Genomic DNA, 21,916 nt, shown 5'->3' with positions numbered 1-21,916 from the left:
TAACGTCCAATTCATCGGCGGGTTGCGGCCTGGACGGCGTCGGCGTTGGGATCCCCCCGACTGTGGCGCCGGCGCCAGCCTGCCCCCGGCCTTCAAGCGTAGCTGTAGGGCCCGCCCCGCTCAAGCGCCCGCTGATAGGCCGGTCGGGCGTGAATCCGTTGCAGGAAGGCCTTTAGCCGTGGCTTGTCGGCGCCGTAGCCCACCCGGCTGCCCGCCGCCTCGACCGGGAAGCTCATCATGATGTCGGCGGCCGAAAAGGCGTCCCCGGCGAACCATTCGGACTTGCCGAGTTCGGCTTCCCAGTAGCCGGTGTGGCTTGCGATCGAGGGGTCGATCATGGCCGCGTTCATACCCTTGCTGATGCCCTTGGCGACGCCACGCGCCAGGAACGGCACACGGCCCGGGATGGCGGTGAAGATCAGCTTCAGCAGCAGGGGCGTCATGGCCGAGCCCTCGGCATAGTGCAGCCAGTAGGTGACCCGCCGCGCCGCCGCCGTCCCCGCCGCAGGCCGAAGGCCGGACGCGGGATGGGTCTCCAGCAGATATTCGATGATGGCCCCGGTCTCGGCCATTCGCGCCTCGCCGTCGTCCAGCACCGGCGACTTGCCCAGCGGGTGAATGGCGCGCAGTTCGGGTGGGGCCAGCATGGTCTTGGCATCGCGCTGATAACGTTTCACCTCATAGGCGACGCCCAGCTCCTCCAGCAGCCAAAGCACGCGCTGGGAGCGGGAATCGTTGAGGTGATGGACAGTGATCATGGCGACGCCTGTGCTGGAGCGGCGTACCTAGGACGGATGACGCAACGTCGGTCCAGTGGATTCAGACGCGCCGGCCACTCCAGCGACGACGGGGGTGGGTGGCCCCTGCCGGCGGACCCGGTGGCGGCTTCGCGCCATGCCGCTGTTCCCAAAGCTGGAACGCCAGCGTGGCCAGCGCCAGCTTGCCGGCGTGGCGACCGGCCATGCGCCGTCCGCCCTTGCTGAGCAGCAGGCCGCCGATCAGGGTCGCGAGTTTGGGAATGGGCATCACGGCCTCCGGTTCACAGGGTGAAACGGACGGCGCCGGGAACGGTTCAGCCGCGCCGCACCCCTTCGGCATCAGCGCCTGCGCAGCCACGACCATGGCCTCAACACCGGTGACGACCGAGGGCTGGGGGTCGATGCGGTCGGAAATGATGTTGTGTTTGATGCCGCCGTGGAAGGCGCCGACGGTCACGACCGCCCCCTCCGGTCGCATCGTTCCGCCCCCGTTTTGAGGCGCGAACATCGGGCCGGCGGCGGCGGGCTGGCAACGGCGAATGCGGAGAGCCCGGCTGTTGAGTTCGGCGGCGGTTTGGCCGTAAGCCCATGCCATGACCATGCCCGAACCGCGCCTGACCTCCCTCGCCCACGGCGGCGGCTGCGGCTGCAAGCTGGCCCCGGCGGTGTTGCGCGACATCCTGAAGGGGATGCCCGCCGCCGCGCCCTTCGCGAACTTGATGGTCGGGATCGAGACCAGCGACGACGCGGCGGTCTGGCGGTTGAACGACCAGCAGGCCTTGGTGGCGACCACCGACTTCTTCATGCCGGTGGTCGACGACCCGTTCCATTTCGGACAAATCGCGGCCACCAACGCCCTGTCGGACGTCTACGCCATGGGCGGGACCCCGATCTTCGCCCTCGCCATCGTCGGCATGCCGGTGAATGTGCTGTCGACGAAGACGATCGGCCGGATTCTGGAGGGAGGGGCCTCGGTCTGCGCAGCGGCCGGGATTCCGGTCGCGGGCGGCCATTCGATCGACAGTGTCGAGCCGATCTATGGCCTCGTCGCCCTCGGACTCGTCCACCCCGACCACGTCCTGACCAATCGCGGCGCGCGGGCGGGCGACGTGTTGATCCTGACCAAGGCGCTGGGCGTCGGCGTATTGAGCGCGGCCTTCAAACAGGCGCGGCTGGACGCGGCGGGCTATGCCGCCTTGATCGCCTCGACGACGCAGCTGAATGCGGTGGGTGCGAAGCTGGCAGGCATGGCGGGTGTCCAGGCCGTCACCGATGTGACCGGCTTCGGCCTGCTGGGTCATGCGTTGGAGATGGCGCGCGGAGCGGGCCTGACGGTCGAGCTGACGGCGGCGCCGCCGCTGCTGGCCGAGGTCGAGGCCCTCGCTGTGGACGGCGTGCGCACCGGGGCCTCGGGCCGCAACTGGGCCAGCTATGGCGCGGGGATCGATCTGCCCGCCGGGATCGAGGACTGGCGGCGCGACCTGCTGACCGACCCCCAGACCTCGGGCGGCCTGCTGATCGCGGTCGCCGCCGATAAGGCGGAGGCGGTGCTGGCGCTGGTACGGGAGGCCGGGTTCAGCCGGGCCGCCGCCGTCGGGCGCGTGGTCGAGGGGCCGCCGCGGGTGCGCGTCGTCGCATGATCCGCTCCTCCGTCGATTTGTCGCCCGCCGCCCGCGACGGCTTCGACGCGATCATCGACGTACGCAGTCCGGCCGAGTTCGCGCTGGATCATTTGCCGGGCGCCATCAACCTGCCGGTGCTGGACAATGCCCAGCGCGCCGCAGTCGGGACCGAATATGTCCAGGGCTCCAAATTCCTCGCCCGGCGTACCGGCGCTGCGATGGTGGCGCGCAATATCGCGGCGCATCTGGACGGGGCGCTGGCGGACCGGACCGGCGGGTTCAGGCCGCTGGTCTATTGCTGGCGCGGCGGCCAGCGGTCGGGGGCCATGGTCGCGGTGATGGACCAGATCGGTTGGCCGGCGACGGTGCTGGACGGCGGCTATCAGACCTGGCGGAGGCAGGTGACGGCGGCCTTGTACGACACGCCGCTGCCGCACCGGCTGACCCTGCTGGACGGACCGACGGGGTCGGGCAAGACGGCGCTGCTGACGGCCCTGGCCGAACAGGGGGCGCAGGCGCTGGATCTCGAGGCGTTGGCGGCGCATCGCGGCTCGCTGTTCGGCGCCATGCCGGGCGGCCAGCCGTCGCAGAAGGCCTTCGAGTCCCGGCTGCACGACGCCCTGTCGCGGCTCGACCCCGCGCGCCCGGTCATCGCCGAGGCCGAGAGCAGCAAGATCGGCGGGCGCGTCCTGCCGCCCTCGCTGTGGGCCGCCATGTCGGCCGCGCCGGTGATCGAACTGGCCGTGCCGCTGGACCTTCGCATAGCCCATATCGTCGAACACTATACCGACATCGCCGCCGACCCGACCGCTCTGGACGAGGCGCTGATCCGCCTGCCGCGTCATCATGCCAGGGCCGCGATCACGGAATGGCGGGCGATGGGCGCGCGCGGAGACATCGCCGAACTGGCCGCGGAACTCATCAAGGCCCACTACGACCCGGCCTATCTTCGCACTGGCGAGACGCGCAACCGCGCCGTCCTGAAACGTCTGGCGGTGACCGATCTGACGCCCGCCGGACTGGCGGACACGGCGCGCGAGGTCATCGCCGCCCTCGACGCCCGCCCCCGCCCGGCCTAGCTTCGCCGCATGACCCAATCCCGCACCGCCGCCCTGTTCTCCTCGCTCAGCCTGCGCGTCCTGCTGGCCCTGGCCGCCGGCCTGATCGCCGGCGCGGCGGCGCAGATGTACGGTATTCCGGGCGGGACCGGCACGATCGCCCTGATCGAGGCGCTGGGTCAGCTGTGGCTCAACGCCCTGCGCATGACCATCATCCCGCTGGTCTTCGCCCTGCTGGTGACCGGCATCGCCTCCATCGCGGATGCAGCGGCCACAGGGCGGCTGGCGCTGAGGGCGGTGGTGGTCTTCGCCCTGTTGCTGGTCGGGGCGACGGTCTATGGCATCGCGGCGTCGCAGGGGCTGCACGCCCTGTGGCCGATCGATCCCGAGGGCGCGCGCCTGCTGCTGGCCGGAACCTCCGGCGATACGGCGGTGCGCGAGAGTGTCGGCGGCGGCGGGCTGGCGGCCTTCCTGACCAGCCTGGCCCCGTCCAATCCGATCCGTGCGGCGGCGGATGACGCGATCCTCGGCGTGGTCGTCTTCGCCATCGTCTTCGGCTTCGCCACGACCCGGCTGAGCGCCCGCCTGCGCCAGCCGTTGACCATCTTCTTCGAGGCCGTCGCCGAGACCATGATCGTCATCGTCCACTGGGTGCTGCGCGCCGCCCCGATCGGCGTCTTCGCCCTGTCGCTCGGCGTCGGCCTGCGCGCCGGCCTCGGCGCGGCGGGGGTGCTTGGCCACTATATCGCGCTGGTGGTGCTGGCCCTCGTCGGCCTGATCCTGCTCACCTACGTTGTCGCCGTCGTCTTCGGGCGGATCAGCCTCGGCCGCTTCGCCCGCGCCGTGGCTCCGGCCCAGGTCGTGGCCTTCTCGACCCAGTCGTCGCTGGCCTGTCTGCCGGTGATGGTCGAGCGTGCGCGCGACCGGCTGGGCGTTTCCGCCGCGACGGCGGGTCTGGTCCTGCCGCTGGCGGTCGCGGTGTTCCGCATCACCTCGACGGTCGCCAATCTGGCCGTCTGCATCTATGTCGCCCACCTGTACGGCATCCCCCTGACCCCCGGCGTGCTGTTCGCCGGCGGGGTGACGGCGTTGGCGATCAGCGTCGGCACTGTCGGCCTGCCGGGCCAGGTCAGCTTCTTCGCCTCCATCGCCCCCATCGCCCTCGTTATGGGCCTCCCGCTCGAGGTCCTGCCCCTGCTGCTGGCGGTCGAGGTCGTGCCTGACATCTTCCGCACCATCGGCAACGTCACCGCCGACCTCGCGGCGGCGCGGATCGTCGAGGGGCGGGAGGAGGCGGCGGAGACGGGAGCGGCTTAGAATGAAACCCTATAGTCATCCCGGCCGAAGCGAAGCGGAGAGCCGGGACGGCAGGCGCACATCTCTCGCGGTTCCGGGAAGCCTTGGCTTACCCGGAGCGAGGGTCGGGCACGGCAGGGGCAATCGGGGCCGTCGCCCGGCTCGGCCTACGGCCGCCCGCCCTCAGCTTGCCGCATCGGGCCGCGCCAATACACGGGATGACAACATGGCGCGTGCCTGACCCCCACTCATCGCACCGCCCGCAGGTGCACGACTTCGGCGCGGTCCGAGTCTGACAGGTCCAGGCGGGCCGCCTCGCGGTATTTTTCCCGCGCGGCGTCTGCCCGCCCTTGAGCCGCCAGCGCCTTGCCCCACGCCAGATGAAGGGCTCCCCAGCGCGGCGCGAAAGCAGCGGCGGCGCGGTATTTGCGGACGGCCCCTCTATGGTCGCCCTGAGCGGCCAGGGCGTCGCCCCAGAACTTCAGGGGGTCGGCCCAGCGTGGGCCCTTCTCATGGGCCTGCCGGAACAGGGCGATAGCTCCGGCCCCGTCGCCTCGCGCCAGCAGGGCCTGGCCGCGTTCGGCGTAGGCGAAGGGCAGGGACGGAGCCTGACGGATGGCCTCGGCGAACCAGCGGTCGGCGGAGCGGCGGTCGCCGGCGATCTCCGCGATCCGGGCGCGCTCGCGGACGCAGAGGTAGCAGTCCAGCGGCGTGGCGGCGATCAACGCCCGGGCCCCGACCAGGTCGCCCGAACGGGCGCGGGCATGGGCCAGCATCGGCCAGATCAGGGTCGACCGCCAGCCGGCGTCGCGCGGTGCGAACAGTTCAGGCGCGGCGGCGTCGAGCGCCTGGAGACGGGTCACGGCCTCGGGCCAGCGTTCCAGGTCGGAGGCCAAGGTCGCGAAGGACAGGGCGACGAGGTTTCTGTTGACGGTTCCCACGTCCAAAAGGACGCCGACGTCGTCCGAAAGTCCGAGGCGGCGCAGGAGGCGCAATCCCGTTGCGCCGTCGTGAGCCAGGATCAATCGACTGGCTCGGCTGATCCCATCGGCGCGGTGTTCCGATCTCGTGGGCGCGAGGGCTTGAGCCCTTTCGCTGGCCTTGGCCGAGTCGAGATAGGCCCCAGAAGCGGCGAGCGCATTGGCCTTGACGTTGAATGGGGTTCGTCGGCGAACGGCGGGGTTCAGGTCGCCCAGGTTGCGATCGATGTTTTCGGCCCATCGCTGCCGGATGGTCCAACCGATCTCGGCGTGGCCCAAGCTCTCCCGGCGGCTCGCCAGATTACCCTGCATGTAGGGATGCTCGGGATCGAGTTCGAGCCCGGCTTCGATGAAAGGGATGTTCTCCTGCGCCGTCGTCCACGGCTGTAGACCCAGGCCGTTGTAGGCCCAGGCGCGGTCCTCATTCGACATGCCGGTCGACAAGTCCATCAGAAGCGCCGTCTGTTGCGCGCGCCGGACTACGCGTTCCGGCCCGTCCGGCAGTCGAGCGATCAAGCCGCCCAGATAGACGGCGTAGCGATAGGGCTGGGTCTGCTCATAGACGCTCTCGGCGGCCCGACTCAGCAATCCGGTCAAGTCCTCGGCCGGGCCGGTCACAGGGGGGATGGGGTCGGCCCCCGTCCGCACCACCAGGGTCAGGCCGTCCGGCCCCTCGCTGACGCCGCCGGTCATGTAGGTCTCGCGACCCAGACGGCGCACCAGAAAGCGCCAGGCGTCGTCCAGCGAGACGCCGCCGGCCTCGACGCCGACGGCGATGTTGTCGCTCCAGTCGTTGCGGAAACTGGCCGGGGCCCGGCCCGACTCGGTAGCGGCGTCCAGCCGGGTCAGCTCGTCCTGCAACAGCGAGGCGACGGCCGTTCCGTCAAGGCCGCGTTCGGTCAGGGCGGGGGGCACCGTAAACGGCTGGATCACCAGGCCGTTGGCCCGGCTGGCGTTCCAGACGACCAGACCGGCGGAAAGCACGATCATGCCGACGAACGCCATGATCGCCAGTTCGCGCACCGCCTGGCGACGCGCCTGGGCGATCTGGGCGCGGATCAGATGGCGATGCTCGACCAGCACCTGTCGCGCGGGGCTGTCCGGCGACAGGTCGCGCGCCTCGGCCTCCATCGCGATCTCGATGGGGTCGGGCGTGGTGGGCGCAGGCGCGGCCTGGCGGCGACGGCGCGGTCGCGCGGCGGTTTCGTCACTCATGGTCCACACGGCTCCCCGAGATCGAACGACGGTCGCTCAATCCCGGCGGGAGGTCAAACCTTGACGGCGTAGTCCTGGATCGGCCGCACATCCAGTTCACCGGCCTTGATCGCGCCGATCGCCTGCGCGGCCGCCAAGGCGCCTGCGGTCGTCGTGTAATAGGGGATTTTCATCATCAGGGCCGTGCGGCGCAGGGAGAAGCTGTCGAGCAGCGCCTGTTTGCCCTCGGTGGTGTTGAAGACCAGCTGAACCTCGCCGTTCTTCATCGCGTCGACGATGTTGGGACGGCCCTCCAGCACCTTCTTGACGTGGCCGACGGCCAGACCCTGTTCGGTCAGATAGGTGTGCGTCCCCCCTGTGGCGAGGATGGAGAAGCCTTCGGCGATCAGGGTCTTCACCGCCTCGACGATGAAGGGCTTGTCGCCGTCCTTGACGCTGACGAAGGCGCAGCCCGTGATGGGCAGGGTGGTGCCGCCGCCGATCTGGGACTTGGCGAAGGCGCGGGCGAAGGCGGGAGCCATGTCGGCCTCGCCCTCGCGCTTCCAGTCCAGCCCCATGACCTCGCCGGTCGAGCGCATCTCGGGGCCCAGGATGGTGTCGACCCCGGCGAAGCGGGCGAACGGGAACACCGCCTCCTTGACCGCGATATGGTCGTACGGCTTGTCCTTGAGGCCGAAGGATTTCAGCGGCGCCCCGGCCATGACCTTGGCGGCGATCGCGGCGACGGGCTGGCCGATGGTCTTGGCCACGAAGGGCACGGTGCGGCTGGCGCGCGGGTTCACTTCCAGCACGAAGATGCGCGGCTCGGCGCTGTGCGGCTCCTCGATGGCGAACTGGACGTTCATCAGGCCGCGCACCTTCAGCGCCCGCGCCATGGCCTCGGTCTGGCGCTTCAGCTCGGCAACAATTTCCGCAGACAGGGAGAAGGGCGGCATGGAACAGGCGCTGTCGCCCGAGTGGACCCCGGCTTCCTCGATATGCTCCAGCACGCCCGCCACGAAGACCGTCTCGTCGTCGCACAGGGCGTCGACGTCGACCTCGGTGGCGCGGTTCAGATAGTGGTCGATCAGCACCGGATCGTCGCCCGACACCCGCATGGCCTCGCCGACATAGCGGTCCAGCTGTTCGCGGTCGTGGACGATGACCATGCCACGCCCGCCCAGCACGTATGAGGGGCGCAGCACGACCGGATAGCCGACCTCGTCCGCCTTCTGCGCGGCCTCCTCGGCCGAGCGGGCGAGGCCGTTGGGCGGCTGCATCAGGCCGATGTCGTGCAGCATGACCTGGAACCGCTCGCGGTCCTCGGCCAGGTCGATGGAGTCCAGCGACGTGCCCAGGATCGGCACCCCGTCCTCGTGCAGCGCATGGGCCAGCTTCAGCGGCGTCTGGCCGCCGAACTGGACGACGACGCCGATCAGGTTTCCGTTCGAACGCTCGACGTCGATCAGCTCCAGCACGTCCTCGGCCGTCAGCGGCTCGAAATACAGGCGGTCGGAGGTGTCGTAGTCGGTCGAGACGGTCTCGGGGTTGCAGTTGACCATGATGCTTTCGACACCGATGTCGGCGAAGGCGAAGGCCGCGTGACAGCAGCAGTAATCGAACTCGATGCCTTGCCCGATCCGGTTCGGTCCGCCGCCCAGGATGATGGCCTTCTTGCGGTCCGTCGGATTGGACTCGCACTGCGGGACCTGGCCGAGGGCGCCGGTCTCATAGGTCGAATACATATAGGCCGTGGCCGAGGCGAACTCGGCGGCGCAGGTGTCGATGCGCTTGAAGACGGGACGAACGTTGAGGGACCGGCGGGCCTTGCGGACATGGGCTTCGGTCGTGCCGGTGAGCTCGGCGAGGCGCGCGTCGGAGAAGCCCTTGGACTTCAACCGCCTGAACTCCGTGGCTGCCTCAGCGACTCCCTTCCCCTCGACGGGGAAGGGTTGGGGATGGGGTGCAGGCACGATGCCAGAAGCAGACGGCGCGGGCGGCGCTGTGGACGACGCCTTACGCTCCACATTGCCATGCGACGCGGCGCCACCCCCACCCAACCCTCCCCCGTCGAGGGGGAGGGCTTTGATGAGTTCGGCGCCGGGCAGTCCCTTCACGCGCAGGTGCCCTTCTTCCCGCACAATGTCGGCGATCTGGCGCAGGAACCAGGGCTCATAGGAACAGGCTGCATTCACCTCCTCCACCGACAACCCGTGCCGGAACGCCTGTGCGATCACCAGAATCCGGTCCGGCGTCGGCATCCCCAACGCCCGCACCACAGCGGCGCGCGCCGAGGCCTCGTCATCGACGTCGACGACGCCGTCGATCTCGATCTCGTTGAAGCCGGTCAGGCCGGTTTCGAGGCCGCGCAGGGCCTTCTGCATCGACTCCTGGAACGTCCGGCCGATGGCCATGACCTCGCCGACCGACTTCATCGAGGTCGACAGGGTCGCCTCGGCCCCGGGATATTTCTCGAAGGCGAAGCGCGGGATCTTGGTGACGACATAGTCGATGCTCGGCTCGAACGAGGCGGGCGTGACCATGGTGATGTCGTTGGTCAGTTCGTCCAGCGTGTACCCGACGGCCAGACGCGCCGCGACCTTGGCGATCGGGAAGCCCGTGGCCTTGGAGGCCAGCGCCGAGGACCGCGACACGCGCGGGTTCATCTCGATCACGACCATGCGGCCGTCCGCCGGGTTGATCGCCCACTGCACGTTCGATCCGCCGGTCTCGACGCCGATCTCGCGCAGGACGTTGATCGAGCCCGTGCGCATGCGCTGGTACTCCTTGTCGGTCAGCGTCAGGGCGGGGGCGACGGTGATGGAGTCGCCGGTATGCACCCCCATCGGGTCGATGTTCTCGATGGAGCAGATGATGATGCAGTTGTCCGCCTTGTCGCGGACCACCTCCATCTCATACTCCTTCCAGCCCAGGACACTCTCCTCGACCAGCACCTCGGTGGTCGGCGACAGGTCGAGGCCACGCTCGACGATCTCGTAGTATTCCTCGACATTATAGGCGATGCCGCCGCCGGTGCCGGCGAGGGTGAAGCTGGGCCGCACGATGGCTGGCAGGCCGACGAAGGCCAGCGCGTCGTCGGCTTCGTCGATGCGATGAACGGCCTTGGAGCGGGGCGATTCCAGACCCAGCTTGTCCATGGCGTCGCGGAATTTCTGGCGGTCCTCGGCCTTGTCGATAACCTCGGCCCTGGCCCCGATCATCTCGACGCCGTACTTCTTCAGCGCACCCGACGCGTCCAGCGCCAGGGCTGTGTTCAGCGCGGTCTGGCCACCCATGGTCGGCAGCAGGGCGTCGGGCCGCTCCCTGGCGATGATCCGCTCGACGAACTCCGGCGTGATCGGCTCGATATAGGTGGCGTCAGCCACCTCCGGGTCGGTCATGATCGTGGCCGGATTGGAATTGACCAGGATGACCCTGTATCCTTCGGCCTTCAGCGCCTTGCATGCCTGAACGCCGGAATAGTCGAACTCGCACGCCTGTCCGATCACGATCGGCCCGGCGCCGATGATCAGAATGGACTGGATGTCTGTGCGTTTGGGCATGGGTCTTTACTCAGTTCACCACGACCGCGCATTCCCAGCCGTCGTAGTCCAGCTGGAAGGCCGCGGCCCAGGATTGCATCATGGCCGAGACCGGTGAGAAGGAGGCCTCGTCCACGGCCATGGTCGTCTCAAGGATGGTGCAGTCGTCCTGCCCGCGGGTCAGGAACCCGGCCCGCCGCGACACCTCATTGAGGTCCTCGTGGTCCCCTCCGCCGTAGAAGTAGAACAGGGTGTGCCGCGGCGTGATTCCGCTGTCCCCATGCTCCGCCAGGGTCGCCCGGATCATGGCGTCGCGCTCGTCGTGCGGGACCTCATCGTCGGACACAGGGGCGGGCTCCTTGCGCGCGCGGCGCCGCGAACGGCTGTAACGCCGCGCGGGCCGGTCGGGTTGTCAGTTAAGCGGCCCGTCTAAAGACGCCGGCCCCGGCGGACAAGGTGATAATGCGCCGCCGCCCGGATTCGCCGTCCCGGACACGCGACGACCCCGTTGCGCGTCCAGGCTACCGAACACTCTCACATAAAAAGCGAACGCTGATATGTAACAAGAAGCCGCAGGGCTCGAACAACTGCTTGCCGCAATGCGTGCCGGAGACGGCACGGCAGTGGCAAAATTGCGTCCATAAGGTTGCAGTTCCGCCCCCACATAGACTAGGGATCGTCTCCTGCTAGCTAAACCGTTGGGGTAACCTTGATGTCCATCCGCACTCGTCTGCGTGACTCGTCCGCTCTTGCCGGTGGTCTGTTCGCCGTCCTTCTCATGGCTGCGCCAGCCTTCGCCCAAGAGGCCGAGCCGACCCCGCAGGACGAGGATGAGGAAGCCGTCGAACTCGGCGACGTCATCGTCACGGGTTCGCGGATTCCGCAAAACGAGTTCACCAGCCCCTCGCCGCTGCAGGTGCTGACGACCGAACGCGCCGAACAGCGCGGCCTCAGCGACACCGCCCAACTGCTGCAAAGCTCGACCCTGGCGGCGGGCTCGCCCCAGGTGAACTCCACCATCTCCAGCGCCTTCGTCACCGACGGCGGTCCCGGCGCGGCGACGATCTCGCTGCGTGGCCTCGGCGCCAACCGCACCCTGGTGCTGCTGAACGGCCGTCGCGCCGGTCCGGCCGGCACCCGCGGCGGCGTCTCGGCCTTTGACCTGAACGTCATTCCCCAATCGGCCATCAACCGCGTCGATGTGCTCAAGGACGGCGCTTCGTCCATTTATGGTTCGGACGCCGTGGCTGGCGTGGTGAACCTGATCAGCGAGCGCGGCCGCGACGGCGGTGAGATGTCGGCTTTCGCGAGCCTGCCGTTCGAGCAAGGCGGCGAGCAGTACAACGTCTCCGGGACCTTCGGCAGAACCTTCGATCGCGGCTATCTCAATTTCTCGGGCGACTACTACCGTCAGGACAAGCTCGCCGCCGGCGACCGCGATTATCTGGTCTGCCGCAATCAGTATGTGTTCGAACCCGGCACCCGCAATCGCGCCGACCGCATCGATCCCCGCACGGGCCAGCCTCAGTGCACGGACCTCGCCTTTGGTCAGGTCTATGTCTATGGGCCGGATTTCTCGGGCCGCCCCGGCCGATTCCAGTTCGACTATGACGGCAATCTGGGCGCCTACATTCCGACGCGCCCCACCAATCCGGTGATCAGCGCCCGATATCCGACCGCGCCCGCGGGCTTCTATCTCGTCAACTATGACATCCCCTCGCGGGCCGTGACCAATAACCGGTCCGACTTCGCGCTCGAGGAATCGATCATCCCCGAGACGACGCGCTATACCGTGTTCGGCGAGGGCGCCTATGAACTGGGCGGCGGGGTCGAGGTCTATGCCGAACTTCTGCTGAACCGCCGCGAGAGCCGCACCGACAGCTATCGTCAGTTCTGGAACTACACCTACACCAACGATTTCCTGGACTTCTACTATGGTCCGGGCGCGGGCGGCGATCCGCTCACCGGCTTCAGCGGTCTGAACATCCTCAGCGCCACGCCGGTCACCGACCACTTCGACCAGGAACAGACTGTCGACTACGCCCGTCTGGTGCTGGGCCTGCGCGGCGACATCGGCGGCGGCGGCTTGCTGGATGGTTGGAAATGGGACGTCTTCGGCCAGTACAGCCGCTCGGACGGTGAATACACCTCCGACGTCATCCTGCAAGACGCGGTCGATTCGACCAGCTTCAAGACGAGCTCCTGTGTCGGCACCAACCTGCCGGTCAGCGGCCGTCCTTGCATCGATGTGGACTTCACCCGTCCTGAGTTCCTGCGTGGAAACCTGACCCAGGCGGAACGCGATTTCCTGTTCGACACCGAGACGGGCAACACCATCTATGAGCAGACCTATCTGGAAGGCTCTCTTGCCGGGCAACTGTTCGAACTGCCCGCCGGTCCGCTGGGCGTGGCGGTCGGCTTCCATGTGCGGCGCGACGAAATCATCGACACCCCCGGCGCGGTCACCCTGGCCAACAACAGCTGGGGCCTGTCGGGCGCTGGCATCACCCAAGGTGAGGAAGAGACGAACGAGGTATACGCCGAACTGGCCGTGCCGTTGCTGGCCGACCTGCCCTACATCCAGCGCCTCGATCTGTCCCTGTCGGGCCGTTACACCAATACCAAGACCTCGGGCGACGCCTCGACCTACAAGGTCGGCCTCAACTGGGCCATCAGCGACGCGATCCGGGTTCGCGCCACGCACGGCACCTCGTTCCGCGCTCCCGCCTTGTTCGAACTGTATCTGGCCGACCAGACCAGTTTCGTCGGACAGCGTAACATCGATCCCTGCTTGAACCTGGATCAACGGGTCGCGGACGGCAGCCTTAGCACCACCGATCCGCTCTATGTCAACTGCCGCAATCCGGCGGGGCCGGGCGGCGGCGTTTCGGGCAATTTCACGGGTGGCTTGGTCAGCGCCACTGTCACTACCGGCGGCGGCCTGGGCGTTCTGGTGCCCGAAACGTCGAAGGCGACTGTCATCGGTGTGGTCCTGACGCCGCCGGACAGCAACATCAGCCTCGCGATCGACTATTTCGACATCGAGATCAACGACCAGGTCGACGTTCTGGGCTCCGCCGGTATCCTGCAGGCCTGTTATCTGTCAGAAAACTTCCCCTCGGATCCGATTTGCGCCCAGTTCGACCGCAATAGTACGACCAAGTCGATTGATCAGGTGCGCGATAGCTATCTGAACATCGCCCAGCAGAATAACCGTGGTTTGGACTTCACGGCGAGATGGTTCCACGACTTCGACTGGGGCATCCTGACGCTCGACTCGCAGACGACCTGGACGCTGGAAACGAACGAGGCGACGTTCGCAAACTTCGGCACTGACTTCCTGGGCGACGTCGGTCGTCCGGAACTGGTCGGCAACATCAACGCCAGCATCGACCGCGGTCCCTGGACGGCGTTCTGGGGCTTCGACTGGATCGGCAACCAGGACAACCGGCCCGATCGCATTCGCAACGGTCAATCGCTGTTCCAGGTCATCGACGGCCGGACAACCCAGATCAAGGCGGACGCCGAGTTCACCGGTTTCCACAGCGTGTCGCTCTCCTACAAATCGGAGGGCGGCGGCTGGGGCGGTGGCTGGACGCTCTCAGGCGGTGTCGCCAACCTGTTCGACGAACTGCCTCCGGCAGCATCTTCGACTGCCATCGGCACCCAGGGCAACTCGATCCTGTCGTCGCAGTATCAGGAGGCCTACTACGGCCGCCGCGGCTTCGTCCGCGTGAGCAGGTCGTTCTAGGATCTGACTTCCCGATCGGCGGGGGCGGTGGAGCGATCCGCCGCCCCTTCGTCGTTTTCAGCTACAGTATCGGGTGAGACGGCCGGGGTCGTTCGCACAGGGGAGGCCGCATGGCGACCATCAAGGGCCTGAAGGACACGCTGAACGACCAGGTGGCGCGTTTCGACCAGGCGCCGCTGACCCAGCCGGTCCTGGTCAACAGCGTGCCCAAGGGCGGAACCCATCTGTTGCGCAACATCCTGCGGATGTTCGTGCCGGTGGCGCAGCATCACGACCGGGACTTCGTACAGATTCCCAACATGCATCTGCATCTGGATGCCTTCAATCCGCGCGCGCCGATGCTGTCGTGCGGCCATCTGCTGTTCAGTGACCAGTCGCTGGCCAATGTGCGCCATGCGCGCCACATCCTGCTTGTCCGGGACCCCCATGACTGGGTCCTGGCCCGGGCGCGCTTTTTCGTGTCCGAGGAGTTCGAACAGGAGAACATCGCCCACCTGAAGACGGTCGGTCTGTATTCGGCCGAAGCAATCCTGAACATGATGATTTTCGGCATCCACCAGAAGTCGCCGGCCCTGATCGACATCTTCACCCACAACGCCGCTGCCTGGGTGGGGACGGGCGTCCATCTGGTCCGCTACGAGGACGCCGTGCGCGCGGTAAACGACATCGACGCGCTGGAGAGTGAGGCCTTCTTCGCCGCCCTGCTGGCCGCCGCCGGCATCGAACGGCCCGCGGACTGGCGCGAACGCGTCACAGTCGGAGCTGACCGCCGACAGAGCCGAACCGCGCGGGAGAATCTGAAGCTGCCCGAAGGACTGGAATTCCCGGCTTCCCTGCCGGAGGCGCAGCGCCGCCTGGTGGAGTTCCATGCGCCCGGCCTGCGCGCCTTGCTCGGCTACGCCTGACCGGCCCGCGCCGCAATCCATCCCGGTAATGCAGCGATGCTGTCCAGCGCGCCGAAGCGGGCGTGGTCTTCGGGGGCGTCGGCCAGTTCGTGAGCCCAGGTGATGGCGTAGGGGATGTGGACGGCGAAGGCTCCGGCCTCGAGGGCGGGCAGGACGTCTGACTTCATGGAGTTGCCGGCCATAACAGCCTCGTCCGCGCCCGTGCCGTGGCGGGCGAAGATGCGGTCATAGGTTCCGCGATCCTTTTCCGAGACGATCTCGATCGCCGAGAACAGGTCGCCGAGGCCGGAGGCGGCCAGCTTGCGTTCCTGATCCAGCAGATCGCCCTTGGTGATCAGGACGAGGCGATACCGCTCCGACAGGGCGGTCAGGGCCTCGTCGACGCCGGGCAGGGTCTCGACGGGATGGGCCAGCATCTCGCGGCCGGCGGCGAGGATCTCGCGCACCACCGAGGCCGGGGCCTCGCCGCCGGTGAGTTCCATCGCGGTCTCGATCATCGACAGGGTGAATCCCTTCACCCCGTAGCCGTAGAGCCGCAGGTTCCGCTTTTCGGTCTCGGCCAGCAGGCGCTCCAGGGTGGCGCGGTCGGCATGGTCGGCCAGCAGGGCCACGAACCGGTCGTGGGTCAGCCGGAAGATGGTCTCATTGTGCCAGAGGGTGTCGTCGGCATCGAGGCCGACCGTGGTGATGCTCATGCCGCGTCTTGGCCCATCCGGACCGGATGACGCAAGCCGTCAGTCAGCGGGCAGGTGCGCCGGATCGGGCAGGCCATGGTCAACGGCTTTTGACCATGTTCGTCAGCGAAGTGTTCGCCCCTTGGAGCGCGAACCTGATCGGGGGCTTGTTCGGACCGGCTCGAGGTAACGGTCATGAGTCGTATCGGGGGCGAAGCCCATCTGGCCCAGGGCTCCATGGACGCCGATGACGCGCAGGGTTCGCCGCGCGCGCCGCTTGGCGAGCGCCGGTCCTACGCCGCGCCCTATGAGAGCCTGACCTTCACCCTCGTCACCCGCGCCCGCCGCGAGCTGATCGTCACGCTGGCCGCCCAGCCGGTTTTCGATCTGAGCCGCTCGGTTCCGGTCAGCCGCCGTATCCGCCGCACGGTGCGCCACCGGGGCGGCGAGACGGCGCTGGCCGCGCTGGGACGTCGCACGCTGGAACCGATGGACCTGAAGCGGATCGATTTGCAGACGCTGACCCACGGCCTTGATCTCCTGCACCTTGGATCCGACGACAGCGCCGTCCTGCCGGCCTTCTGGCGCACCGTCGCGTCCAGTGGCGGGCGGTTCGCCTTGCTGTGCACCGAGCTTCAGCACCGGGCGGCCGCGCCCGGCGCCTTGTTGGTCGAGGTCATGGGCGGGCTGGAGCAGGCGCCGTCCGAGGCTGTCGGCGAAGCCCTCGCTCATTTTGAAACTGCGGCTTTGGGCGTCATCCTGCATATCGCGCCTGATGCGAGCGTGGTCCGGCGGCTGGCCGAAGTCCGGGCGCAATGCCTGGCCCTCGACTTTGCGGGCGTCTCCCACACGAGCTCGCTGGACTGGCAGGACGCCGTTGCGTTGATCGGCGCGGCGCGAGAGGCCTGCCCGCAGGTCATGCTGCTCAACCTGCGCCCCGATCGCGGTCTGGCTGCCCAGGCCGCCGGCGCAACCCATGCGGTGTTCGCCGGCATGGATGTGATCACGGTTTGAGACGGTTGACGACGCGCGCGAGGCGGGGCCTTGATCTACGCCATGCAGGCCACGCTTCCCGCTCATCTTTACGGCTGTCCCGACGCTTGGGCGCGCGAGCGATCGGCCGTATTCGGTCGCGCCTGGCTGTTCCTCGGCCATGAGGCGGAGGCCCCGGCGCCCGGCGACTGGATTGCCACTGATGTGGCTGGTCACCGGCTCCTGGCCGTGCGCGGCAAGGATGGGGCCTTGCGCGCCTTTCACAACGTCTGCCGCCATCGGGCCGGACCACTGGTCATGGGCGCGAGCGGGCATTGCGAGGGCGAACTGGTCTGCGCCTATCACGGCTGGCGTTATGCGCTGGACGGGCGGCTGAGGGCGGCGACCGGCTTCGGTGCGGCCGAGGGCTTCGATCCGCGGGAGTTTGGACTGCTGGCCCTGCGGTTGGAGACCTGGCGCGGGCTGGTTTTCGCCACGATGGATGCGGACGCCAAGCCCCTGGCCGATCATGTCGCGCCGCTGGAGGCCTTGCTGGCCGGACGAGGGCTGACCATCCCCGCGCCTGCGCTGCGCCGCTCCCACGATCTGGCCTGTGACTGGAAGACCTATGCCGAGAACTATCTCGAGGGCTACCATATAGGCTCGGTCCACCCCGTGCTGGCTGACGAGCTTGGCGCGGCCGAATACCGGGTGCGGGTCGAGGGCGATCTGGTCCTGCAGGAGGCGGTCGGGGTCAATGATGGGCCGCAGGCGGGGGTCTGGGGCTGGCTGTGGCCCAACCTGGGGATCAACGTCTATCGCGACGGGGCCATGATCGAGCGGATGACGCCGGTCGGACCCGGGCGGACGCGGCTGGACTATCTGTTCCTGAACGACGGCGGCGAGGCGGCGCTGGGCGAGACACTGTCCGCCTCGGATCGGCTGACCGCCGAGGACGCCGCCATCTGCGAGGCGGTGCAGCGCAACCTGTCGGCGGGCGCCTATGATCGCGGCGTGCTCAGTCCCAACCATGAGATCGCCCTGGCCTGGTTCCAGTCGCGGATCGCGGAGGTTCACCCATGACCGAGGTCATCGAAGACCGGCACAAGCTGGGCTGGGGTCTCGCGGCCCTCGTCGTGGCGGGCAACATGATCGGTTCGGGCGTCTATCTGCTGCCCGCCACCCTGGCGCCAGTCGGATCCTCCAGCGTGGTCGGCTGGGGCGTCGCCGGTCTGGGAGCCGTGACCCTGGCCCTGGTGTTTGCGGCCCTGGGCCGGTTGCAGCCGGACGCGGATGGCCTGTCAGGCTTCGCAGAGCGTGGGCTGGGGCGGTTCTTCGGCTTTCAGACAGCACTGGCCTTCTGGACCGCCTGCCTCGTCGGCAATGTCGCCATTGCGGTCGCGGCCACGGGCTACCTCGGCTTCTTCTTCCCCGTACTGAAGGAGCCGGTCGCCGCCACCTTCTGCAATCTGGGCCTGATCTGGCTGACGACCGGGGCCTATATCCTCGGGGCGCGGACGGCGTCGCGGTTTGCGGCCCTGGCCCTGGCCATCGGCCTGGTCCCCATAGTCATCGCCGTGGCCGCCGGCGTCTCGGCCTTCAGCGGCGAGACCTTCGCCGCCTCCTGGAGTCCGTCCGGAAACAGCCTTGCCGCCAGTGTGCCGGCCTCGTTGGCGGTGATTTTCTGGGCCTTTCTGGGAGTCGAAAGCGCGGCGGTGCTGTCGGCCCGCGTTCGGAACCCCGCTCGCGACGTCGGTCGCGCCTCCATCGCCGGCGTCCTGCTGGCCTCCGTCGTCTATGTCGCCGCCAGCATGGCGGTGTTCGGGGTGATTCCGGCCGGGGTTCTGGCCGAATCATCCAGCCCCTATGCCGATCTGACGGCGCGGGTGTTCGGGGCCTCGATCGGCGCGGCGGTCGCGGCCTGCGCCGTGATCAAGGCGGTCGGCACCCTGGGCGGCTGGGTCATGCTGGGCGGCGAGACGGCGCGCGCTGCGGCCCGCCACGGCTATCTGCCGTCCGGCTTCGGAGCCGGGGAGCACACGCCCATCGCCAATCCCCTGCTGGGCGGCGCGATCATGAGCGTGGTCGCGGTGATCTCCGGCCAGCCGACCCTGGGTGGTCAGTTCGGCATGCTGGTCGGCGTCACCTCGGTGCTGAGCCTGGTGGTCTATGGCCTGTGTTCGGCCTCGCTGTTCCGACTGGCGCGCTGGACGCGGGCGCGGTTCGTCGCGGCGCTGGGCCTGCTGTTCACCACCGCCGCCGTGGCGGCCGCGGCGCCGGGTTACATCCTGCCGACGGCGATCTTCTTTGTAGTGACTACGGGGGTCTGGTTCGCCTTCATGCGCCGGTCGCGGGGACCGGTTGACGCGGAGCCGACGCCTCTTTAGCAACGCCGCCGCCCATTCTTGTTTGGTGCGGGGTGCCGGGAATCGGTGATAGAGAGCGCGCCATGACTCAACTCCTCCCCGGCGTCACCGGCGTGCTCGCGCTCGCGGACGGAACCATCCTGCAGGGCATCGGCTGCGGCGCGACCGGCTCGGCCCTCGGCGAGGTGGTCTTCAACACCGCCATGACAGGGTATCAGGAAATCCTGACCGACCCGTCCTACATGAGCCAGATCCTGGCCTTCACCTTTCCCCATGTCGGCAACACGGGGACCAATGGCGAGGACGTCGAACAGATCGGCGGCGGCTCCGACACCTCGGCGCGGGGCGCCATCTTCCGCGACGCCCCGACCGACCCGGCCAACTGGCGCAGCGACAGCGATCTCGAGGGCTGGATGAAGCGGCGCGGCGTGGTCGGTCTGGCCGGGGTGGACACGCGGTCGCTGACGGCCCGAATCCGCGATATGGGCGCGCCTCATGCCGTGATCGCGCACGATCCCGACGGCGGGTTCGACCTCGAGGCCCTGATCGCCGAAGCCCGGGCCTGGACCGGTCTGGTCGGGCTGGATCTGGCGAAGGACGCCTCGACCCTGCAGTCGTTCGACTGGGACGAGGGACTGTGGGACTGGCCGGAGGGCCATCCCCGCGTGGATGCGGCCGACAAGTCCGTGGTCGTCATCGACTATGGGGTGAAGCGCAACATCCTGCGGGCGCTGGCCTCGACCGGCGCCAGGATCACCGTGGTCCCGGCCGATACGACGGCCGAGGCCGTTCTGGCGCGCAAGCCGGACGGCGTCGTGCTATCGAACGGACCGGGCGACCCGGCGGCGACCGGGGTCTATGCGGTGCCGGAAATCCGCAAACTGGTCGACAGCGGCACGCCCCTGTTCGGCATCTGCCTGGGCCACCAGATGCTGGCTCTCGCTCTCGGCGCGAAGACCGTCAAGATGGACCAGGGCCACCACGGGGCCAACCATCCGGTCAAGGACCTGACCACCGGCAAGGTCGAGATCGTGTCGATGAACCACGGCTTCACCGTCGATCGCGACAGCCTGCCCGACGCGGTCAGCGAAACCCATGTCAGCCTGTTCGACGGCACCAACTGCGGCATCGCGCTGAAGGACCGTCCGGTGTTCAGCGTTCAGCACCACCCCGAGGCCTCGCCGGGGCCGACGGACAGTCTGTATCTGTTCCAGCGGTTCGCGGATTCGATGAAGAGTTGAATGTGTTCGGGGACGTCCGCCGGGCGGGCGGATCTGACCTCGCCTGAATGGACCAAGCGCCCGGACTTGACTGAGCTTGCAGCTTTCGGCTTTTCCGTCGGCAGAACTGGAGTGAACGTGAAAAAGCGTGGCGTGCCCTCGGCCTATCTTGGCTGGCTGTCATCCATGATCGCCCCCGCCGCGGCGCCCGAAGACCAGACGTCGTCCGCCGTTGCCGTGGCCGGAGATCTCGTGCTGGGGGCGGCGACGGGTTATGGCGTCGCCGATATCGCGCCTTTCGTGCGCTCGTTGCGCGCCGTCTATCAGGGGGGCGCGGCTCTTGTGGTCGATGAAGCGTCTGCCTTGACCAGCTTTCTCGAGGCCCATGACATCAAAGCCGTTCCGGCGACCTCGTCGCCCGCCTGGTCGCCACATCCGGTGATGACGCGGTTCGCGGCTTTTGATCGAATACTGGCTCAACGCCCCGGTCCGGGGTCGGTGCTGATCACCGATGTTCGCGATGTCGTGTTCCAGTCCAGTCCGTTTGACCCGGCCCCGGGCGTCCTGGAATTGTTCGTCGAGTTCGAAGGCGGGCGGCTGGGTGACCACGCCTTCAACCGCAAACACCTGCGGGCCCTGGTCGGCGACGATCTGGCGGCGACAATGGCGCATCGGCCCTGCCTGTGCGTCGGCACGGTCATGGGGTCGCGCGCAGGAGTTTCGCGATTTTGCCGCACCATCCTGATGCTGGCGGCCATCCCTCGCTCTCACATTGGCGGCGCGTTTGGAGCGGACCAAGCAGCCTGCAATCTGGCTGCGCACCTTGGCCTGGTCGAGCACGAGGTGCGGGCGAACTACGGTCGCGTGGCTACGGTCGGCCTGACTCCTTCCGACACATTGACTGTCAGCGAGGGCGTGATCCTGAACCCCGACGGCAGCGCCAGCGCCATCGTCCACCAATACGATCGGCATCCCCATCTGATGGATGCGGTTCATGGGCTTTGGGGCGCCGGGCTGGAACGACGGGAACGTGTGCGTCCCACCACCTTCGACGACCGCGCCAAAAAACTGCGCAATTCCATGCTTCGACGTCTGCCCGAACTGCGCTAGAGCCTGATTCAGGAGCGAACCCACCGGGTCAAGGCAGCGGTGCGAAGCTCTTGGTCTCACGCAGGGCGCAGGCCTTTTTCACAGCCACCGGCGCGGCGTGCAGCCAGTAGTCGGCGTCTTCCAGCCGGTTGTTCCGCAGGCGCTCGGCGCCGCGCATCCGCCGCAGGGCCGCATTCTCGAGCAGGCGCGCGTGCAGGGCGCGGGGCGAGAGTTCAGGGATCGGAGGGGAACCGGGGACGGCGACGGTGTCGGGGCCTTGAGGCTCCACCGCCTGGCGGGCGATGGTCATGAACATCAATCTGTCTTTCACTCTCGAACAAGACGCGGTCTTCGCCACGGCTTCGTCTGACCACGCCCTTTTCCCCGGGCGGACCTGGTTAATCCACAGGTTTGTGGATAGTTCCCGATAGGCAAGAAAACTGTGTGCATATTCAGGCGGTTATGGCCGCGCTTTGGCCTTTCTGGTTA

The 21,916-nt window shown here is 67.9% G+C and carries 17 protein-coding genes; 10 read left to right on the top strand and 7 right to left on the bottom strand.

The window, feature by feature from the left end; translation table 11 throughout:
* Positions 1 to 92: 92 nt before the first annotated feature.
* Together Q8K49_RS12400 and Q8K49_RS12395 are read right to left on the bottom strand one after the other, a co-directional pair.
* Complete coding sequence (locus tag Q8K49_RS12400; RefSeq protein ID WP_305306385.1) at positions 93 to 758, bottom strand: glutathione S-transferase family protein; 666 nt, start codon at positions 756 to 758, stop codon at positions 93 to 95.
* A 61-nt stretch (positions 759 to 819) separates the two neighbouring features.
* Positions 820 to 1,215, bottom strand: a complete 396-nt coding sequence (locus Q8K49_RS12395) for a hypothetical protein (RefSeq protein ID WP_305306384.1) — start codon at positions 1,213 to 1,215, stop codon at positions 820 to 822.
* Positions 1,216 to 1,351: 136 nt separating this feature from the next.
* Between Q8K49_RS12395 and selD the strand changes: the two genes are divergently transcribed.
* The 3 genes from selD to Q8K49_RS12380 are packed head-to-tail and all read left to right on the top strand — an operon-like array spanning position 1,352 to position 4,755.
* Positions 1,352 to 2,398, top strand: coding sequence for a selenide, water dikinase SelD (gene selD, locus Q8K49_RS12390; RefSeq protein ID WP_305306383.1), 1,047 nt, complete (start codon positions 1,352 to 1,354; stop codon positions 2,396 to 2,398).
* Positions 2,395 to 3,459, top strand: a complete 1,065-nt coding sequence (gene mnmH, locus Q8K49_RS12385) for a tRNA 2-selenouridine(34) synthase MnmH (RefSeq protein WP_305306382.1) — start codon at positions 2,395 to 2,397, stop codon at positions 3,457 to 3,459. Before selD ends, mnmH begins: the two co-directional genes overlap by 4 nt.
* Before the next feature lie 9 nt (positions 3,460 to 3,468).
* Entirely contained in the window at positions 3,469 to 4,755 is a 1,287-nt protein-coding gene (locus Q8K49_RS12380; protein ID WP_305306381.1) for a dicarboxylate/amino acid:cation symporter, read from the top strand.
* Positions 4,756 to 4,982: 227 nt separating this feature from the next.
* Here Q8K49_RS12380 and Q8K49_RS12375 read toward each other — a convergent pair whose 3' ends face one another.
* From Q8K49_RS12375 to Q8K49_RS12365, 3 genes are read right to left on the bottom strand one after another with little or no spacing between them, the layout of a single operon-like run.
* Complete coding sequence (locus tag Q8K49_RS12375) at positions 4,983 to 6,929, bottom strand: hypothetical protein (RefSeq protein WP_305306380.1); 1,947 nt, start codon at positions 6,927 to 6,929, stop codon at positions 4,983 to 4,985.
* A 53-nt stretch (positions 6,930 to 6,982) separates the two neighbouring features.
* On the bottom strand, positions 6,983 to 10,471 hold the full coding sequence (gene carB / locus Q8K49_RS12370) for a carbamoyl-phosphate synthase large subunit (RefSeq protein ID WP_305306379.1): 3,489 nt from the start codon (positions 10,469 to 10,471) through the stop codon (positions 6,983 to 6,985).
* 10 nt (positions 10,472 to 10,481) lie between these two features.
* Positions 10,482 to 10,796 (bottom strand): hypothetical protein, encoded by a 315-nt coding sequence (locus Q8K49_RS12365; protein WP_305306378.1) that lies wholly within the window; start codon positions 10,794 to 10,796, stop codon positions 10,482 to 10,484.
* 366 nt (positions 10,797 to 11,162) lie between these two features.
* Here Q8K49_RS12365 and Q8K49_RS12360 point away from each other — a divergent pair, with 366 nt between their 5' ends.
* Both Q8K49_RS12360 and Q8K49_RS12355 read left to right on the top strand, forming a co-directional pair.
* Positions 11,163 to 14,201 (top strand): TonB-dependent receptor domain-containing protein, encoded by a 3,039-nt coding sequence (locus Q8K49_RS12360; RefSeq protein WP_305306377.1) that lies wholly within the window; start codon positions 11,163 to 11,165, stop codon positions 14,199 to 14,201.
* 110 nt (positions 14,202 to 14,311) lie between these two features.
* Complete coding sequence (locus tag Q8K49_RS12355) at positions 14,312 to 15,106, top strand: hypothetical protein (protein WP_305306376.1); 795 nt, start codon at positions 14,312 to 14,314, stop codon at positions 15,104 to 15,106.
* Here the strand turns inward: Q8K49_RS12355 and Q8K49_RS12350 are convergent.
* Positions 15,097 to 15,801 (bottom strand): HAD family hydrolase, encoded by a 705-nt coding sequence (locus Q8K49_RS12350; protein WP_305306375.1) that lies wholly within the window; start codon positions 15,799 to 15,801, stop codon positions 15,097 to 15,099. The genes Q8K49_RS12355 and Q8K49_RS12350 overlap by 10 nt on opposite strands.
* A gap of 174 nt (positions 15,802 to 15,975) precedes the next feature.
* Between Q8K49_RS12350 and Q8K49_RS12345 the strand changes: the two genes are divergently transcribed.
* The 5 genes from Q8K49_RS12345 to Q8K49_RS12325 all read left to right on the top strand — a co-directional run bounded on the left by Q8K49_RS12345 (position 15,976) and on the right by Q8K49_RS12325 (position 21,448).
* A complete protein-coding gene (locus tag Q8K49_RS12345; RefSeq protein ID WP_305306374.1) occupies positions 15,976 to 16,794 on the top strand; it encodes a hypothetical protein in 819 nt (272 codons plus the stop codon).
* Between the two features lie 42 nt (positions 16,795 to 16,836).
* The gene (locus tag Q8K49_RS12340; protein WP_305306373.1) at positions 16,837 to 17,835 is read left to right on the top strand and encodes an aromatic ring-hydroxylating dioxygenase subunit alpha; all 999 of its coding nucleotides are present in this window, start codon (positions 16,837 to 16,839) and stop codon (positions 17,833 to 17,835) included.
* Positions 17,832 to 19,139 carry an amino acid permease gene (locus Q8K49_RS12335; protein ID WP_305306372.1) on the top strand — a complete coding sequence of 436 codons (1,308 nt, stop codon included), beginning with the start codon at positions 17,832 to 17,834 and terminating at the stop codon, positions 19,137 to 19,139. Before Q8K49_RS12340 ends, Q8K49_RS12335 begins: the two co-directional genes overlap by 4 nt.
* Before the next feature lie 62 nt (positions 19,140 to 19,201).
* The gene (gene carA, locus Q8K49_RS12330) at positions 19,202 to 20,359 is read left to right on the top strand and encodes a glutamine-hydrolyzing carbamoyl-phosphate synthase small subunit (RefSeq protein ID WP_305306371.1); all 1,158 of its coding nucleotides are present in this window, start codon (positions 19,202 to 19,204) and stop codon (positions 20,357 to 20,359) included.
* A 117-nt stretch (positions 20,360 to 20,476) separates the two neighbouring features.
* Complete coding sequence (locus Q8K49_RS12325) at positions 20,477 to 21,448, top strand: hypothetical protein (RefSeq protein WP_305306370.1); 972 nt, start codon at positions 20,477 to 20,479, stop codon at positions 21,446 to 21,448.
* Between the two features lie 28 nt (positions 21,449 to 21,476).
* Here Q8K49_RS12325 and Q8K49_RS12320 read toward each other — a convergent pair whose 3' ends face one another.
* Complete coding sequence (locus Q8K49_RS12320; RefSeq protein WP_305306369.1) at positions 21,477 to 21,737, bottom strand: hypothetical protein; 261 nt, start codon at positions 21,735 to 21,737, stop codon at positions 21,477 to 21,479.
* Between the last annotated feature and the right edge of the window lie 179 nt (positions 21,738 to 21,916).

Source organism: Brevundimonas sp. (assembly GCF_030682035.1).
Taxonomy (GTDB): Bacteria; Pseudomonadota; Alphaproteobacteria; order Caulobacterales; family Caulobacteraceae; genus Brevundimonas.
The sequence above is the reverse complement of the archived record's forward strand: the minus strand, read 5'-3'. Positions and strand labels throughout refer to the sequence as shown.